Raw genomic sequence first — 15,396 nt, 5'->3', positions numbered from 1 at the left:
AACTCAAGTCCTATTTCAGGCAGAGGCTTGTTTGAGGCGCGCGCCCGGCAAAAGTGCTTGCGAGTCGCAGGCCCCGGCCCTATCTCAGGCACCACCGACTGCCATCATGGAGACGTCTGCATGTCCGATCAGGTGAACAGATTCCTTGGGGACTCGCCCGGCCGCACGCTGGTGAAGCTCATCATCGTGTCGCTCGTCGTCGGCTTCGTGATGAAGTTCTTCGGCTGGCGACCGCTCGATTTCCTCTATGGCGTCCGCCGCTTCCTGCTCGATCTCTGGCACAGCGGTTTCGCTGCGCTTGGCGAATTCGGCGATTATGTGCTGCTCGGCGCATCCATCGTCATTCCCATCTTCATCATACTTCGTTTGTTCAACTACCGCCGCTGACATGACCTCCCAGACACTGACCTGCACGCGCCGCGATGCGCTGCGCCTCGCCGCTCTTGCGCTCACCGCATCCGTCGCAAGCTGCGCCACGCCGCCAGCCCGCGTTTCCAATATTCCGGCCAGCGACGAAACCGCCTCTGCCTTGCCGCTCGTCAATGCGCTGCGCGCCAAGAATGGCCTGCCGCCGTTGAAGATCGATACCGCCGCCAGCACCGCCGCCGTCTATCAGGCGCGGCGCATGGCCAATGCCGGCAAGATGGAGCACCTGATCGGCATCGGCGACGATTTCGGCAAGCGCGTCAAGGCAAGCGGCGTCAAGCTGCCGGCGGCCGAGAACATTGCCGAGGGCCAGCGCGACGTGAGCGCCGCGGTGACGGCCTGGATCAATTCGCCGAAGCATTTGCACAACATGCTCGGCAAATATGACGGCCTTGGCGTCGCTCTTGCCTATGCTCCCTCTTCCGGTGACAGGCCCTATTGGTCCATGGTGCTGTCCTCGAACTGATGAGGCGTGAGGCGACATGGATATTCAGCAGAGGAGCGTAAGGGTCCTGCCCTTCGACGTAACGCATCGGCTGGTGCTGTCGATCGCTATTCCGATGACGCTGGGCTTCATGACGACGCCCCTGCTCGGTCTCGTCGACACGGCTGTCGTCGGCCATCTCGGAGAGCCGGATGCATTGGCGGGGCTCGCCATCGGCGCCGTGCTGTTCGACCTCCTCTTTGCCAGCTTCAACTTCCTGCGCGCTTCCACGACGGGTCTCACCGCTCAGGCCTATGGGCGCCACGACCGGCACGAGCAGCAGGCTGTCTTCTGGCGTGCCCTGATCTCAGCGCTCGGCTGCGGCATCCTGATCGTCATTCTTTCGCCGCTGCTGCTCTGGCTCGGCATCAAGCTGATGGGGCCGCAAGGCGGCATTGCCGATGCGACGCGCACCTATTTCTCCATCCGCATGCTGTCGGGACCGGCAGCGCTTGCCAATTACGCGCTGCTCGGTTTCGTGCTCGGCCGCGGCCAGGGCCGCGTCGGGCTCTTGCTGCAGACCGTTATCAACGGCGTCAACATCATGCTCGCCATCCTGCTCGGGCTCTATCTGGGCTGGGGTGTGGCGGGTGTGGCCTGGGGTACCCTGATCGGCGAGGCGAGCGGCATGCTGCTCGGGCTTTTCATCGTGCTGCGCAGCTTTGCCGGCGAGGAACGCCCGCCGCGCGCGGAGCTGCTCTCGCGCACAAAGCTCACGCAGCTTTTCGCGCTCAACCGCGATATCCTGATCCGCACCTTCGTGCTGATTGCCGCCTTCACGCTGATGACGCGTATCGGCAACAGCTTCGGCGCCGTCATGCTGGCAGCCAATGCGGTGCTGATGAACTTCTTTCTGCTGTCGGGCTATTATCTCGACGGGCTCGCAAACGCAGCCGAGCAGATCACCGGCCGCTCGATCGGCGCGAACTACCGTCCGGCCTTCGAGCGCGGGCTGAAGCTGACCGGGCTCTGGTCCTTCGGTCTGGCGCTTGCCGCCGCCATCTTCTTCTTCACCGTCGGACCGGCACTGATCCGCCTGCTGACAACTTCCGAAGACGTGCGCCTCGCTGCGGAGACCTATCTGCCCTGGGCAGCGATTACCGGCTTGACCGGCGCGCTCGCCTTCCTGATGGATGGGGTCTTTATCGGCGCCACATGGTCGCGCGAGATGCGCAACAAGATGCTGCTATCGTTCGGCGGCTATCTCATGGCGCTCGCCGTCTTCGTGCCGACGCTTGGCAATCACGGCCTGTGGATGGCCATGAACGCCTTCCTGCTGTTTCGCGGCATCTTCCTGGCCATGGGACTGAAGAAGCGGGCGGATCAGACGTTCCGGTTCGCCCAGTAATCCAGCCTGGCGTCGCGCAGGTCGCGGATCGAGCCGGCGCGCTCGCGATCGAGCAACTTCGTGAGATCCGCCACGATGCGGCCCGGTAACCCCGGGCCTTCATAGACCATGCAGGAATAGAGCTGCACGAGATCGGCGCCCGCCTTGATTTTTTCCAGCGCGGTCTCCGCCGAGGAAACGCCGCCGACGCCGATGATCGGCAGCGCGGCACCCACACGGCGGCGCATCTTGGCGAGTACCACGGTCGATTTTTCGAAGACCGGTTTGCCGGAAAGGCCGCCTGCCTCCTTGGCCTGCCGCTGATCCTTCAATCCGTCGCGCGACAGCGTGGTGTTGGAGACGATCAGGCCATCCAGCGCATGGGACAAGGCTTCGGCGGCGATATCGTCCATACCCTCTTCGGTGAGATCCGGAGCGATCTTGAGGAAGACGGGAATGCGCTTGCCGGCCTTCGCCGCTTCCTCGTCGCGCGCGGCAAGCACGGCCGACAACAGGGCGGACAGGCTTTCGCGCGTCTGCAGGTCGCGGAGACCCGGCGTATTCGGCGAGGAGATATTAGCGGTGAAATAGCGCGCGACGGAATAGAAGCGGCGGATGCCGGCAACATAATCGGCGATACGGTCGGCGCTATCCTTGTTGGCACCGATGTTGACGCCGATGATGCCGTTGCCGCGGATCGCCTTGAGGCGCTGGAAAGCCGCTTCATGGCCCTCATTGTTGAAGCCGAGACGGTTGATGACGCCTTCGTCCTCGACCAGGCGGAAGATGCGCGGACGTGGGTTGCCCGACTGCGCCTTCGGCGTCACGGTGCCGATCTCGGTAAAGCCGAAACCGAGTTTCAGCAATGCCTCCGGCACTTCGGCATTCTTGTCGTAGCCGGCGGCCATGCCGATCGGGTTGGTGAAATCGAGCCCAGCCACGGTCTGACGCAGGCGGGGATCGGCTTTGACGCTACAGGATGGCACCAGCCCCGACTTCAGCGCCGCTATCGACATGCCATGCGCAGTTTCCGGATCGAACAGGAACAGGCCGCGCCGGCCGAGGTCGCGAAAGGCGCCGATCATTCCGCCATCTCCGGAAAGAGGTGAGCGCCATCGTCGCCAATCGGCAGCGGCTTTTCCCAGAGCACGGCCGAAAGCGGCAGCGGCGCGTAGAGATGCGGGAAGAGATCGCCGCCGCGCGAGGGTTCGAACGCCAGCTTGTCGCCGAGCGCGTCGCCGTCCACCGCCACCAGCAGCAAGCCGGTCTGTCCGGCGAAATGGCGCGCGGCCGTCTCTCTTGCTTGCTTCGCGGTGGAGAAATGAATGTAGCCATCGGTCAGATCGATCGCCGCGCCATGAAAAACACCGGTTTGTCTGGCTTGCTGCCAGAGCGCATCCGGCACGATCTTGTAAACCACTGGCATGGCGATCATCATCCCTCTGTAAAGCTGTGCTGATAGGGCTTTGCACGAAAACATCAGCTGATGTCCACGGTTTCCGTGATGGATTTGGGGTTTAACGCAGAAAATCCGGAGGATGACATGACGAAGGAATTGAAAATCGGCCTTGCGGCCATGCTTGTGCCTGCCGCTTTTCTTCTCTCCACACCGGTTCTATCGGCCGAACTGGACGCAACGCGCTTCCAGCTGGAGCGCAGCGGCGATCATTTCATCCGCCTCGACAAGCAGACGGGCGCCATGTCCATTTGCCAGGATCAGGGCGGCAACCTCGTCTGCCGCATGGCCGCCGATGAGCGCGCTGCCTATGACGACGAGCTCGACCGCCTCGCCGATCGCGTGACGAAACTGGAAAAGACCGTCGCCTCGAACAAGGAATCCAGCCTGCCAAGCGATGCCGAAGTCGACCGCACCCTCGGCATCATGCAGAAATTCATGCGCGGTTTCATGGGCATGGCGAAGGAATTCCAGAACGAGCAACCGGACGCCAAGCCGCAGCCGCAAAAGACGTGAGTGGTGAAAAGCCACGCGGCGAAAGCAAGGGAATAAAGGACCGTATTCCTATGCCGGCCTTTACTCGCCCAAATGCCTCGGTTAACCTTTTTTGACGAATTGAGCGCCGGGCCAACCGGTGCGCGGATGCTGAGCGGCGATGCTGTCACACGAGCAGATATGGGGTGCGATCGACCGGCTTGCCGAGCGGCATGCCTTGACGCCCTCCGGCCTCGCTCGCCGTGCCGGCCTGGACGCCACCTCCTTCAACAAATCGAAGCGATTGAGCCAGGACGGGCGCCTGCGCTGGCCATCGACGGAATCGATCGCCAAGATCCTGGATGCGACGGGCGCCAGCCTGGAGCAGTTTCTGAGCTTCATCCGGCCGGGCGAACCGGCTGGCACCATGGCGATGCGCGGAATTTCGCCGGCTGGAAACGCCATTCCCCTGATCGGCTTTGCCCAGGCGGGCGCCGGCGGCTTCTTCGCCGACGGCGGCTTTCCCGCCGGTCAGGCCTGGGACATGGTGGAATTTCCCGTTGCGGCCGGGCAAAGGGCCGGCGTCTATGCGCTCGAGGTCCAGGGCGAAAGCATGTTGCCGCTCTATCGCGACGGGGATATTCTGATCGTCGAGCCGGGCGCTCAGATCCGAAAAAATGACCGTGTCGTTGTGAAGACCCGCGAAGGTGAAGTCATGGCCAAGGTCCTGCTGCGGCAGAGCGCAAAGTCGATAGAACTCTTGTCGCTCAATCCCGAACACCCCAACCGCAGTTTCGATCTCGCGGATGTGGAATGGATCGCCCGAATCATATGGGCTAGCCAATAGGAAAGTTTTCTCGTTATGCGTCGTAAGATCTGGCTTGTTGGCGTGGCAGGCGCTGTCGTCGGTTCCTGGTTGACCCTCGTCGCGGTTCAAATCGGGGAACGCAGCTTTACCCTGCCCGGCCGAGGCGCTAGCGACACGACGGCCGAGAACAAGTCCGCCGCGACCACACCGACAGAGACCGCCAGGGCCGACGCAAAAGCCATCGAAACGACAAAGCAGGACGATGCGGCGTCGGGCAAATCGCAACCAGACAGGCAGCCGGCCGTGCAGGTGGCCAGTTCCACCCACGAGAAGACGATTCCGCCAGTCACGGTCTCAGACAGCGGTCTGGAATTACCGGCGATTGCGGCCGCAGCGTCGCCGGCCCCGGCAACGGACGATGCCGCGAAAACGCCGGCCAGCGACGTTGCGAAGGATATAGCCGCCGCCCGGAAACCGGAACCGGCGAGCGCCACTTCGAACAAGGCCGACGCCGCTTCTACGGAGGCAGCCACAGCCGATCCCACCCCGGACAACCGAATCCCGGCCGACCAGATCGATAGGGAAGCGGCGGCAGCCGCACACCGGACGCTTGCGCTACAGCCGCTGCAGCAAGCCCAGCCCAAGCTCGAGTCGCAACAGACTTCGCTCGATCCGGCATCCAGGCCACTGGGGCAGACGACAACGATCGAGCTTGTCCATCCCTTCGCCGATCAGGCGGGCATATTGACCCTTGGCGGCAGGAGCGTGCAGCTGAGCGGGATCATTCCGACCGACATCGACCGAATGTGCACCGGCCCGAGCGGCGACAGCTGGCCCTGCGGTCAAGCCGCGCGCACGGCATTCCGCATGTATCTGCGCGGCCGCTCCGTCGATTGCGATGTGCCGGACCCCGCCTGGAAGGGCATGGTCAAGGGCGAGTGCCGCTATGTCCGCGTCGATCTGAGCGCCTGGCTCGTCCGGTTCGGCTGGGCCGATCCGGAACCGGGCTCGCCGCTTGCGTCCCTTGTCGACGAGGCCAAGCAGAAGAAGCGCGGCATGTACGGAGACGATCCGCGCAAGAACGGGAAATCGACGCTTGCGCCGCCGCCGGCCAAGGAAGATCCGCTCAATCCGATCTGACGCCTTGCTTCCGCTGCATAATTAATCCGTAAATCGATTCCGATTTAAGGAATTATGCAGTAACTTTTGCCATGAGACCGCGCGACTTTTCAGTCTGCCAAATTCGAAGGACTTCGCCTGTCATGAACAAGCCGCTTTCCGCTCACGAGGCCCTCATCTACGTTATGGTGCTGGCCTCGGCCGTCGACCGCACGATGAACGACCGGGAACTCAGCCGCATTGGCGAGCTCATTCACGCCCTGCCGGTCTTCAAGGGGTTTGACGACGAAAAGCTGATTTCCGTCTCGCGCGATTGCGCCAAGCTGCTTTCCAACAATGAGGGCCTGGATATCGTGCTCGAAACCGTGCGCGACACGCTGCCCGCGCGCCTTTACGATACGGCGTATGCGCTTGCCGTCGAAGTCGCTTCGGCCGACCTGTCGGTCAAGGCCGAGGAATTGCGCCTGCTCAGCCTGCTTCGCGACCGCTTCGGCCTGGATAAGCTGACCTGCGCCGCCATCGAGCGCAGCGCCATCGCCCGCTATCGCAAAGCTTGAAGCATTTTCCTGCCTGATACATTCCGGACGGAAAATCGCCGCGCATTTTTCCTGGACCTGCGCTGATCAGTAAAGACCGTAAGGGAAATAGCGCAGATAGATTTCCTGCAGCCTGCCGTCGCGTGAGAGCATGGCAAGGGCATGGTTGATTGCGGCCGTCAGATCGGCATCCTGCTGGCGCAGCATGATGGTCATGCCCTCTCCGAGGAACTGCTGCGACAGATAGGGACCATCGAACAGAGCGCAGCATTTTTCCGCGGCCGGCGACGAGACCCAGAAGGAGAGCTGCAGACCATCGGCAAAGGCGGCATCGACCTTGCCGTCCTTGACGGCAGTCAGCAGCGCATCCTTATCATCGAACGGCACCGGCTTGATCGCAGGGAAGAAGGCGGTCAGCATAGCCTCGTGCACAGTGCCCCTGACGACGCCGACCGAATGGCCGGAAAGCGATGCGGCCGTGGTGCCACTGACCGACGCCTTGAGATTGCGCACGAAGCGGGCCGGCAGTGTCATGAAAGGGCGCGAGAAGGCGAAGCTCTTGCGCAGCTCGGGCGTCACTGCCACGCCCGCAATCACGGCATCGCCCTGCGAAGCCGCAAGGGCACCCTGAAGCTCGCCAAAGGGCAAGGCCTGGATCTGGCACTTGTCTGCTATGTCGAGCTCGTCGCAGATCTTGCGGGCGAGCTCGACATGGAAGCCCGTAAGCTTGCCGTTCTGATCGAGAAAATTGAAGGGCGGAAAATCGGTCGAAGTCAGGAAGCGGAGCCTGACCAGCGAAGACAGATCGGGTTTCGGCAGGCGCTCGCGCGCATCGAACAGGATCGGCAGGTTCGACGGCTTCGTCTCCTGGGCGGAAAGCGGCAGCGCGCAGGATACGGCGATCAATGCCGCATGCGCGATGACCCGGGCCACGGAGATCGGCGACGAAAGGCAAACACGCATGGTCTTGATCCCGCCTCCGGTCGTGGCTGCACATTCCTGATTCACCGATACGATGTAGCAGAGTCATGCCGCAGGGGGAATATCGCGCCTGACGAGGAGTGCGGCAGCGCGTGCGACTACTTTTTCGCGTGGGCGAGCATTTCGACCCTTCCGGATCCGCGGCTGCCGGTCTCTCCGCGCCGCTTCAGCAGTCTCGCCGGAGCTCCGACATAGATGCCGTAGGGCTTCGTCTTTCCCTTGACGACGGCATTGGCGCCGATGACGCATCCCTTGGCGACGTGGGCGCCGCCGAGAATCTTGGCTCCCGCCCCGATCCAGACATCGTCTTCGATGATGATCGGTTTCTTCGTCACGCCCTGAAGGCGGATGGGCTGCGAAACATCATCGAAATTATGATCGAAGGACACGATCATCGCATGCGCGGCAATGCGCACGTCGTTGCCGATGACGATGCCGCCGCGGCCCAGCAAAATGGTGTAATCGTTGAAGGAAACATGGTTGCCGATTTCGATGCTGCCTTCTTGCGCATCGATGACGACACCCTTGCGGAAATGCACCCGATCGCCAATACGAACATCGCCGCGCTTCCATATGATCCTGGTGCCGAGCGGAACTTTCGTACTATGGGCGATCTTGAGCACACCGCTCCGAAAGATCGCCCTCAACCTGTAAAACCATGCAATGCCACGCATTCAGACGCTCCTAACAGGGGCGCCTTCTGCCATATCCGTCTGACGCTCACCTGAAGGGCTAAGGCATAACCATGGCGATGCCGAGGCGGGACCGCAAAAGCTGCCCTTCACTGCATAATTCATACACGCGCGGCAAGGCCGGTGATCAAGGCAATCAGCCCGAAGCAAGCCGCCGCCGCGCAGACGGCGATCCAGCCACCGAAATCCCACGCGGTGCCGGCAAGCGCCGAACCCAGCGCGCCGCCGAGGAAGAAGATGCCGACGAAGAGGCCATTGATGCGCCCTCGTGCCTCCGGCTTCAAAAGGTTGACGGCGCGACGTCCCAGGGTCTGGTCACCGGTCACACCGACATCGAGCATCACCGCGCTCGCGCCCAGAAGGATCAGCAAGGCCACGGAGCTACCGGACCTTATCTCGCCGACCCAGGCGGCCAAGGCAATGGCGGCAAGCACGATCAGATGCGCGACAAGCGTCGCCGTCCGCGTCCAGCCGCGGTCGCCCATGCGGCCAAAGGCGGAGGTAGCAGCCGCACCGCCCGCCCCGACCAACGCGAAGAAAGCGATGCCGGACTGGCCAAGGGAGAATGGCGGCTGTGCCAGGCGAAGGGCAACGGAAGTCCAGAAGAGGCTGAAGCTCGCCATCATCAGGGCCGCGGTGAAGGCACGCAGACGCAGCACGGGCTCTTCCCGCAGCAACTGGAAGAGCGAGCCGATCAGGGCTCCATAGCTGGCGCTGACCAAAGGCCCGCCGTTCGGGCAGACGCAGGGCCAGCACGGCCGCCAGAAGCGCAAGCGTCGCGGCACTCATGGCATAGAAGCTCCTCCAACCCCAGAAATCGGCAATCAGGCTCGCCAGAGGGCGGGATACCAATATGCCGACCATCACGCCGCTCATGACATTGCCGATCACCTGGCCACGATGCTCGGGTGGCGCCATGGCAGCGGCGATTGGCACAAGAATCTGGATGGCCGAACAGGCCGCACCCAGCAGGAAGAGGAAGATCAGAAGGCTCCAACCCGTCGGCGCAAAGGCGGCAGCAACGGCCATGATCAAGGCCGATAAAAGCATGCGCAGCACCAACTGGCGGTTTTCCATCAAATCGGCCAGCGGCACCAGGAAAAACAGGCCGGCGGCATAACCGAGCAGCGACGCCATGGCCACGAGACCCGCACCGCGTTCGGAAAAGCCGAGCGACGGCCCGATGATGCCGACCAGCGTCTGCGGCGCAAAGAGATTGATGATGATGACGCCGGTGGCGACCGCAAACAGCAATGTCGAGGGAGTGGCGACAGCCTCGGATACGTCGTCCGCCGCCTCGCTCATTACACGTTCGGGATTCTGAGACATAGGCTCTCCAATAATTTTTGATAATAAAGATAGCCATGTTTATCCTTATGCCGCATAATGCAGCAATTGAAATGAAATAATAATGATTATGCGAGATCGTCATGAACATTCATGATCTGGAAGCTTTCGTCGCCGTGGTGGAAACGGGCTCGATCATTGCCGCCTCGGCGCGTATCAACCTGACGCAACCGGGCATCACCCGGCGCATCCAGAACCTGGAAGACAGCCTCGGCATCGCGCTGCTCGACCGGCAGTCGAAACCCCTCAAGCCGACTGCGGCGGGACGCGAAGCCTACGAGCATGGACGGCGCGTCCTGCGTTCGCTCGACGATCTCAAGGCCGGCGTTTCTCCGAGCGGAGCGATCGGCGGCGAATTCCGCCTCGGCATCATGCCCTATCTCTCGGAGGCCGCACTCGCGGCCCCGCTCGATCAGCTCCGCAACGTATTTCCGCAACTGACGCTGCGCATCGTCTCGGGCTGGTCGCCGCAACTCATCGAGCAGGTGGCGCATAGCCAGCTGGATGCGGCCACCGTCTGCCTGGCGGAGGGCGTCGACCCGCCTGACAATGTCGTCGGCGATGTGCTCGGGATCCACAGCGTCATCCTCGTCGCCGCGCCATCGCTTGGCGTTCCCAAGGCGCCGCGGCTTGAAGAACTCTCCCGCTTTCCATGGATCATGAACCAGAGCGGCTGCGGCTTCCGCGCCTTCATTCATCACCGCTTCGAAGCCGAGCGGCTGCCCTTCGACGTCGCCGTCGAGGCGATGAGCGCCGATCTCAGAATGTCGCTGGTCGCCCGCGGCCTCGGCATCGGCGTGCTGACACCTGCCGCACTGGCTGACAGCCGATGGCGCGATGCCATCGAGATCGTCGAGGCGCCTGATTTCAACCCGAAAGTCGTCAACTGGATGATACATCGCCCGCCGGCGGGGCGGCTTGCGCGCCCGATCGCGAGCTTCGGCGAAGCGCTGGCGGAGGCGCTGAAAACGAAGAGGCCGTTTTTGACCTGACAATTAAGAAACTGGAGCGGGCGAAGGGAATCGAACCCTCGTATTCAGCTTGGGAAGCTGCTGCTCTACCATTGAGCTACACCCGCCTGACACCCTGAGATGTCCAACAGTTGCCGGCCTCTGTCAAGGCCGGTTGGCAATCGATCAGAGCCGGAAGTGCTTCGAGAGTTTCAGGCCCTGTGCCTGATAGTTCGAGCCGAGGCCGGAGCCGTAGAGGCTGCTTGGTATTTTCTGCCTGTGTTCGTAGATAAGCGAATGACGATCTAACCACTTCGACGGTGCGATCCTTTCCACTAGTCCTTCTGTCTAACTTCTAAATCGTTCTTCCAGTCCAATACAGACCAAGATCGCTTTTCTAAAGAATATTCAAAATAGTAAACTCTTCCCAATGGGGGAGTGCTAACCAGCATTTCAGAGAGCTCATCTTCGCCTTGGCTCGAATAGTGAGTTGCTAGTATGTCAAGTAAAGCCTCAACGATTTCATCATATGTCTCGTGAGATACACCTTCCGGAAAAATGAATTTTATGCGGGCACCGTCGCGAGTAACCGATTGAATCGAAAAAATTAAGGAGCGCCCTTTCGGCCGATTTTCAGGATGAACGCCCAGTATTTTCCTAAGAAGTAAGCTGACACCGGCTTTTAGGATTTGATAGTGATCTTTCCCCGCTTCCTTGAAAAAAGCATCGAAATACGATCGGAGAATGAAAACCGCAATAAGCGTCGGCACAGCCCATTCAAAACTGGCGTATGCATTGATAGGGCGGGTCTCTGTCTTCAGACCTATTCCACTGCTGTCGAGGTGTCGTTTGAAATCGTCCAATAAGTTCGTCGGTACATCCTCTTGATATGACAGTATAACTTGCTCCACGTCGATCATAGGATGTCCTCGGTTAAAGCGGTGGACTAATCGATCAGAGCCGGAAGTGCTTGGAGAGCTTCAGGCCCTGCGCCTGATAGTTCGAGCCGAGGCCGGAGCCGTAGAGGCTGCTCGGCTGTTCCAGCATGTGTTCGTAGATCAGGCGGCCGACGATCTGGCCGTCTTCGAGGATGAAGGGCACTTCGTGGCTGCGCACTTCCAGCACGGCGCGGCTGCCGCGGCCGCCGGCCGGGGCATGGCCGAAGCCGGGATCGAAGAAGCCGGCATAATGGACGCGGAATTCGCCGACCAGCGGATCGAAGGGCGTCATTTCGGCGGCGAAATGCGGGGGAACATGCACCGCCTCGCGCGAGACGAGGATGTAGAATTCATCGGGGTCGAGTATCAGCTCGGTCCGGCCGCGGCTGTAGAGCGGTTCCCAGAAATCGAAAATATCGTGCTGGGCCTTCTTGTCGACATCGACGACGGCCGTGTGGTGCTTGCCGCGATAGCCGATCAGCCCTTCCTTATCACCGGCAAGATCGATCGACAGCGCGATGCCGCCACCGGTGATATTCGGCTTCTTGCTGGCGACCAGCGTCTCGGTTTCGTGCAGCGCCAGCAGTTCCGGCTCGGTGAGCAGGGCCTGGCCGACGCGGAAGCGGATCTGCGACAGGCGCGAGCCGCGGCGAACGACGATCGGGAAGGTGCGCGGGCTGATTTCGAGATAGAGCGGCCCGGAATAGCCGGCCGGGATCTTGTCGAATTCCTGCGCCCGGTCGGTGATGACGCGGGTAAAGATATCGAGACGGCCGGTCGAGCTCTTCGGATTGGCGGAGGCCGACATGTCCTCAGGCAGGTCGAGGCGCTCCATCAGCGGCACGATATAGACGCAGCCGGTTTCCAGCACCGCGCCTTCGGAGAGATCGACAACATGCAGCTTCAGCCGGTCCAGCTTGTCGGCGACCAGATGCGACGGGCCGGGCATGAAGCTGGCGCGGACACGGAAGGCATGCGAACCGAGCCGCAAGTCAAGGCTTGCCGGCTGGATCTGATCGACGTCCAGTTCTCTCTCGCTCGTCAGCCGCCCCGTTTCAAACAACGCCGCGATGGCGCGATCGGCCAAGATTCCAGTATTGCGAGCCATCATGCCTCATCCATAATTTGCCGCAGACAAAACCAAACTCGGGGAATTGACGCAAGCCGTCAACGGCAGTATTGCAACTTATCCCGTGGTGATTTGGCCGGTCGGCTTGCAGCCACGTTAAACAAATGGCTAAAAAGACCGGGGTTGAACCGGTCTGCTTTTGCGACCGGTTTTTTTGTTTTGAAAGTGGTGATGGCATGAGCAAGACTTGGCGCCCCGCAACCCAGCTCGTTCACGGCGGAACGCTCCGTTCGCAATTCGGCGAGACCTCCGAAGCAATCTATCTGACCCAGGGCTTCGTCTACGACACCTCGGAAGCGGCGGAAGCCCGCTTCAAGGGCGAGACGGATGGTTTCATCTATGCCCGCTACGGCAGCCCCACCAACGATATGTTCGAGAAGCGCATGTGCGCTCTGGAAGGCGCCGAAGACGCCCGCGCCACCGCTTCGGGCATGGCCGCCGTCTCCGCCGCCATCCTCTGCCAGCTGAAAGCAGGCGATCATATCGTCGCTGCCCGCGCCCTCTTCGGCTCCTGCCGCTGGGTGGTCGAGACGCTCGCGCCGAAATACGGCATCGAATGCACGCTGGTCGACGGCCGCTTCACCGAGAACTGGGAAAAGGCCATCCGCCCGAACACCAAGCTCTTCTTCCTCGAAAGCCCGACCAATCCGACGCTGGAAGTGGTCGATATTGCCGCCGTCGCCAAGCTTGCCAACCAGATCGGCGCAAAGGTCGTGGTCGACAACGTCTTCGCGACGCCGCTTTTTCAGAAGCCTTTGGAACTCGGCGCCCATATCGTCGTCTATTCCGCCACCAAGCATATCGACGGCCAAGGCCGTTCTCTCGGCGGCGTCATCCTCTCTGACAAGCAGTGGATCGACGAGAACCTGCAGGACTATTTCCGCCATACCGGCCCGGCCATGTCTCCCTTCACCGCCTGGACGCTGCTGAAGGGCATCGAGACGCTGCCGCTGCGCGTTGCGCAGCAGACGGCGAACGCCTCCAAGGTTGCCGACTTTCTGGCCGAGCAGACGAACAAGGTCGCCCGCGTGATCTATCCCGGCCGCAAGGACCATCCGCAAGCCGATATCATCGCCAAGCAGATGAGCGGCGGCTCGACCCTCGTCGCCTTCGAACTGAAGGGCGGCAAGGAAGCAGCCTTCAAACTGCAGAACGCGCTGGAGATCGTGAAGATTTCCAACAATCTCGGCGACTCGAAGAGCCTGATCACCCATCCGGCCACCACGACGCACAAGAACCTCACCGACGAAGCCCGCGCCGAACTCGGCATTTCGCCGGGTACCGTGCGCTTCTCCGCCGGCATCGAGGACAGCGCCGATCTGGTCGAGGATTTCGCTCGCGCGCTCGAGCAGATTTCCGCCTGATTGCAATCGGGCCGCCCAGAGAAAATCTGGGCGGCCCAACCTGCCCTCATCGGGCGATCTCGCAAGACATGGGTCAGCTGGTCAGCTGGCGGCCTTGAATTCGACCAGGCCGTTGTCCAGGAAGACCATCTTGTTGAACAATTTGAGATCCAGCGGGTTCGGCAAGCGAACATCCGAAAGATCGGGCAAGGGTTTCAGCGCCGGATCGTAGGAGCGATCGATCTGCGAGACAAAGACGACGATCACGCCCCTGGCGCGCGCAAACGCCTTCAACATCTGAACCTGGATCATCAACTCCGGTTTTTCCCGCTTCTGATCGAGCAGCTGCAGAAAATCGACGACCGCCAATGTGCCGCGCGGCGCCTCGGCCAGCTTCCCGACGATATAGTCAGCGCTGATGGCATCCGAATTATCGAATTCGAATAGCGATGCCAATTCCGCATGATCGGCACCGATCATCGGAAAACGGTCCAGAACCACTTTCTCGGTGTCTTCCAGCGTGAAAAAGACACCGCGATTGCCAGCCTTCATGGCTTCGATGGCGAGCCGCAAGCTCATCAGGGTCTTGCCGTGACCGCGCCGCGCGCCGATCAGCACCAGATCGCCAGGGCTTAAACGCGAATACAGTTCACTGGCGGACACGGCTGTGTTCGTTTTGCTTGCAAGCAAACTCCAGCCTCCAAAACCTTCGCCGACCGCGATGCGATCGAGCGCGGCATGCAAGGGGATATTCTGCTGACGGGACAGGAGCCTCGCCTTACGCTTCAAATGATAAACAGGGGCAGAAAGCCTCATATAAACCTCCTATTGCGAGCAGTGACCGCAACCCCTCCTTATGCCAGGCGCTCAAACAGTCGGTTTGGATATCGACGGCCCCGCATGAAATATACTTTCCCAAATGGAGGGGGGAGGCATGGGCATTGCCAGAATCACATGATAGCCGAAATTTTTGCGACAGAAAATCGCGGCTCTCTTCGAGCGGAACATAAGACCGGACAAGGAATTATATGATCTGGAGATTTTGATTGCAGGAAGCACAGATATGATGACCGACCTGCAAGTGCACCTGAAATTGCGGCAAGCGTTTTTGCACGTTGGAAACGGGGCTGGCGGCACTAAGGCGGGTAAGATCAAATGGCAAGCAGATCGAGATACTTTTGGGAGCGCTCCGTTAACCTTCATCATTAGCCGTAATAGCTAAATTGCGGCAGGCATTGGCTGTTCACGCAAGTTTTCATCACGCCGTTCCTTGACGGAAGGAATAGGTTATAGGATACCGCTAGATATCCTGCACTTTGCGGGAGCAGTGGAAAGCGGATAAGATGCCGCGAAAAGGAAAATATTGGAACGTTCACCCCGCTTGAA

The 15,396-nt window shown here is 60.9% G+C and carries 16 protein-coding genes, 1 tRNA gene, 2 pseudogenes and 1 riboswitch; of the genes and pseudogenes, 9 read left to right on the top strand and 10 right to left on the bottom strand.

Features of this window, described 5'->3' with window-relative positions:
* The first annotated feature begins 120 nt into the window (after nucleotides 1-120).
* The 3 genes from DQ393_RS21660 to DQ393_RS21650 are packed head-to-tail and all read left to right on the top strand — an operon-like array spanning nucleotide 121 to nucleotide 2,258.
* Entirely contained in the window at nucleotides 121-387 is a 267-nt protein-coding gene (locus DQ393_RS21660) for a DUF6460 domain-containing protein (RefSeq protein WP_112343759.1), read from the top strand.
* Nucleotide 388: 1 nt separating this feature from the next.
* The gene (locus DQ393_RS21655) at nucleotides 389-892 is read left to right on the top strand and encodes a CAP domain-containing protein (protein ID WP_112343758.1); all 504 of its coding nucleotides are present in this window, start codon (nucleotides 389-391) and stop codon (nucleotides 890-892) included.
* Between the two features lie 16 nt (nucleotides 893-908).
* Nucleotides 909-2,258 carry an MATE family efflux transporter gene (locus tag DQ393_RS21650; protein ID WP_112343757.1) on the top strand — a complete coding sequence of 450 codons (1,350 nt, stop codon included), beginning with the start codon at nucleotides 909-911 and terminating at the stop codon, nucleotides 2,256-2,258.
* Here DQ393_RS21650 and DQ393_RS21645 read toward each other — a convergent pair.
* Complete coding sequence (locus tag DQ393_RS21645) at nucleotides 2,234-3,322, bottom strand: quinone-dependent dihydroorotate dehydrogenase (protein WP_112343756.1); 1,089 nt, start codon at nucleotides 3,320-3,322, stop codon at nucleotides 2,234-2,236. The genes DQ393_RS21650 and DQ393_RS21645 overlap by 25 nt on opposite strands.
* Nucleotides 3,319-3,675, bottom strand: coding sequence for a DUF952 domain-containing protein (locus tag DQ393_RS21640; RefSeq protein ID WP_112343755.1), 357 nt, complete (start codon nucleotides 3,673-3,675; stop codon nucleotides 3,319-3,321). Before DQ393_RS21640 ends, DQ393_RS21645 begins: the two co-directional genes overlap by 4 nt.
* Before the next feature lie 105 nt (nucleotides 3,676-3,780).
* Between DQ393_RS21640 and DQ393_RS21635 the strand changes: the two genes are divergently transcribed.
* From DQ393_RS21635 to DQ393_RS21620, 4 genes are all read left to right on the top strand, one after another.
* Entirely contained in the window at nucleotides 3,781-4,209 is a 429-nt protein-coding gene (locus DQ393_RS21635; protein ID WP_112343849.1) for a hypothetical protein, read from the top strand.
* A 139-nt stretch (nucleotides 4,210-4,348) separates the two neighbouring features.
* A complete protein-coding gene (locus tag DQ393_RS21630; protein ID WP_112343754.1) occupies nucleotides 4,349-5,014 on the top strand; it encodes a LexA family transcriptional regulator in 666 nt (221 codons plus the stop codon).
* A gap of 15 nt (nucleotides 5,015-5,029) precedes the next feature.
* The gene (locus tag DQ393_RS21625; protein ID WP_112343753.1) at nucleotides 5,030-6,115 is read left to right on the top strand and encodes a thermonuclease family protein; all 1,086 of its coding nucleotides are present in this window, start codon (nucleotides 5,030-5,032) and stop codon (nucleotides 6,113-6,115) included.
* Between the two features lie 122 nt (nucleotides 6,116-6,237).
* Nucleotides 6,238-6,651 (top strand): tellurite resistance TerB family protein, encoded by a 414-nt coding sequence (locus DQ393_RS21620; RefSeq protein WP_112343752.1) that lies wholly within the window; start codon nucleotides 6,238-6,240, stop codon nucleotides 6,649-6,651.
* 66 nt (nucleotides 6,652-6,717) lie between these two features.
* Here DQ393_RS21620 and DQ393_RS21615 read toward each other — a convergent pair whose 3' ends face one another.
* From DQ393_RS21615 to DQ393_RS21605, 3 genes and pseudogenes are all read right to left on the bottom strand, one after another.
* Nucleotides 6,718-7,593, bottom strand: coding sequence for a transporter substrate-binding domain-containing protein (locus DQ393_RS21615; protein ID WP_112343751.1), 876 nt, complete (start codon nucleotides 7,591-7,593; stop codon nucleotides 6,718-6,720).
* 116 nt (nucleotides 7,594-7,709) lie between these two features.
* Nucleotides 7,710-8,285, bottom strand: coding sequence for an acyltransferase (locus tag DQ393_RS21610; RefSeq protein WP_112343750.1), 576 nt, complete (start codon nucleotides 8,283-8,285; stop codon nucleotides 7,710-7,712).
* 119 nt (nucleotides 8,286-8,404) lie between these two features.
* Nucleotides 8,405-9,632: pseudogene (locus DQ393_RS21605) on the bottom strand (MFS transporter).
* A 101-nt stretch (nucleotides 9,633-9,733) separates the two neighbouring features.
* Here DQ393_RS21605 and DQ393_RS21600 point away from each other — a divergent pair.
* Nucleotides 9,734-10,642 (top strand): LysR family transcriptional regulator, encoded by a 909-nt coding sequence (locus tag DQ393_RS21600; protein ID WP_112343749.1) that lies wholly within the window; start codon nucleotides 9,734-9,736, stop codon nucleotides 10,640-10,642.
* Nucleotides 10,643-10,654: 12 nt separating this feature from the next.
* On the opposite strand, the gene DQ393_RS21595 is transcribed toward DQ393_RS21600, so the two are convergent.
* The 4 genes and pseudogenes from DQ393_RS21595 to DQ393_RS21580 form a co-directional block, all read right to left on the bottom strand.
* A tRNA-Gly gene (locus DQ393_RS21595) sits at nucleotides 10,655-10,728 on the bottom strand.
* 58 nt (nucleotides 10,729-10,786) lie between these two features.
* Nucleotides 10,787-10,894, bottom strand: a pseudogene (locus tag DQ393_RS21590) (hypothetical protein); the annotation flags it as partial.
* A gap of 41 nt (nucleotides 10,895-10,935) precedes the next feature.
* Nucleotides 10,936-11,520, bottom strand: coding sequence for a hypothetical protein (locus DQ393_RS21585; RefSeq protein ID WP_112343748.1), 585 nt, complete (start codon nucleotides 11,518-11,520; stop codon nucleotides 10,936-10,938).
* Between the two features lie 34 nt (nucleotides 11,521-11,554).
* Entirely contained in the window at nucleotides 11,555-12,649 is a 1,095-nt protein-coding gene (locus DQ393_RS21580) for a 2'-deoxycytidine 5'-triphosphate deaminase (protein ID WP_162709562.1), read from the bottom strand.
* A gap of 72 nt (nucleotides 12,650-12,721) precedes the next feature.
* A riboswitch (SAM riboswitch) is annotated at nucleotides 12,722-12,800 on the top strand.
* Between the two features lie 43 nt (nucleotides 12,801-12,843).
* Here DQ393_RS21580 and DQ393_RS21575 point away from each other — a divergent pair.
* Nucleotides 12,844-14,031: an O-succinylhomoserine sulfhydrylase gene (locus DQ393_RS21575; RefSeq protein ID WP_112343747.1), complete on the top strand. Its 1,188-nt coding sequence runs from the start codon at nucleotides 12,844-12,846 to the stop codon at nucleotides 14,029-14,031.
* A gap of 81 nt (nucleotides 14,032-14,112) precedes the next feature.
* Here the strand turns inward: DQ393_RS21575 and DQ393_RS21570 are convergent, their stop codons facing one another.
* Nucleotides 14,113-14,826, bottom strand: a complete 714-nt coding sequence (locus DQ393_RS21570; RefSeq protein WP_112343746.1) for a DNA helicase — start codon at nucleotides 14,824-14,826, stop codon at nucleotides 14,113-14,115.
* Nucleotides 14,827-15,396: the final 570 nt, after the last annotated feature.

The sequence above is a fragment of the Martinezella tropici genome (assembly GCF_003287875.1).
GTDB classification, from domain to species: Bacteria; Pseudomonadota; Alphaproteobacteria; order Rhizobiales; family Rhizobiaceae; genus Rhizobium; species Rhizobium tropici_C.
This window is presented reverse-complemented; position numbering and strand designations above follow the sequence as displayed.

What these genes read in the sequence shown, in the direction of transcription:
- DQ393_RS21660 (WP_112343759.1), top strand. Translation starts at nt 121, where the DNA reads ATGTCCGATCAGGTGAACAGATTCCTTGGGGACTCGCCCGGCCGCACG.
- DQ393_RS21655 (WP_112343758.1), top strand. Translation starts at nt 389, where the DNA reads ATGACCTCCCAGACACTGACCTGCACGCGCCGCGATGCGCTGCGCCTC.
- DQ393_RS21650 (WP_112343757.1), top strand. Translation starts at nt 909, where the DNA reads ATGGATATTCAGCAGAGGAGCGTAAGGGTCCTGCCCTTCGACGTAACG.
- DQ393_RS21645 (WP_112343756.1), bottom strand. Translation starts at nt 3,322, where the DNA reads ATGATCGGCGCCTTTCGCGACCTCGGCCGGCGCGGCCTGTTCCTGTTC.
- DQ393_RS21640 (WP_112343755.1), bottom strand. Translation starts at nt 3,675, where the DNA reads ATGATGATCGCCATGCCAGTGGTTTACAAGATCGTGCCGGATGCGCTC.
- DQ393_RS21635 (WP_112343849.1), top strand. Translation starts at nt 3,781, where the DNA reads ATGACGAAGGAATTGAAAATCGGCCTTGCGGCCATGCTTGTGCCTGCC.
- DQ393_RS21630 (WP_112343754.1), top strand. Translation starts at nt 4,349, where the DNA reads ATGCTGTCACACGAGCAGATATGGGGTGCGATCGACCGGCTTGCCGAG.
- DQ393_RS21625 (WP_112343753.1), top strand. Translation starts at nt 5,030, where the DNA reads ATGCGTCGTAAGATCTGGCTTGTTGGCGTGGCAGGCGCTGTCGTCGGT.
- DQ393_RS21620 (WP_112343752.1), top strand. Translation starts at nt 6,238, where the DNA reads ATGAACAAGCCGCTTTCCGCTCACGAGGCCCTCATCTACGTTATGGTG.
- DQ393_RS21615 (WP_112343751.1), bottom strand. Translation starts at nt 7,593, where the DNA reads ATGCGTGTTTGCCTTTCGTCGCCGATCTCCGTGGCCCGGGTCATCGCG.
- DQ393_RS21610 (WP_112343750.1), bottom strand. Translation starts at nt 8,285, where the DNA reads ATGCGTGGCATTGCATGGTTTTACAGGTTGAGGGCGATCTTTCGGAGC.
- DQ393_RS21600 (WP_112343749.1), top strand. Translation starts at nt 9,734, where the DNA reads ATGAACATTCATGATCTGGAAGCTTTCGTCGCCGTGGTGGAAACGGGC.
- DQ393_RS21585 (WP_112343748.1), bottom strand. Translation starts at nt 11,520, where the DNA reads ATGATCGACGTGGAGCAAGTTATACTGTCATATCAAGAGGATGTACCG.
- DQ393_RS21580 (WP_162709562.1), bottom strand. Translation starts at nt 12,649, where the DNA reads ATGATGGCTCGCAATACTGGAATCTTGGCCGATCGCGCCATCGCGGCG.
- DQ393_RS21575 (WP_112343747.1), top strand. Translation starts at nt 12,844, where the DNA reads ATGAGCAAGACTTGGCGCCCCGCAACCCAGCTCGTTCACGGCGGAACG.
- DQ393_RS21570 (WP_112343746.1), bottom strand. Translation starts at nt 14,826, where the DNA reads ATGAGGCTTTCTGCCCCTGTTTATCATTTGAAGCGTAAGGCGAGGCTC.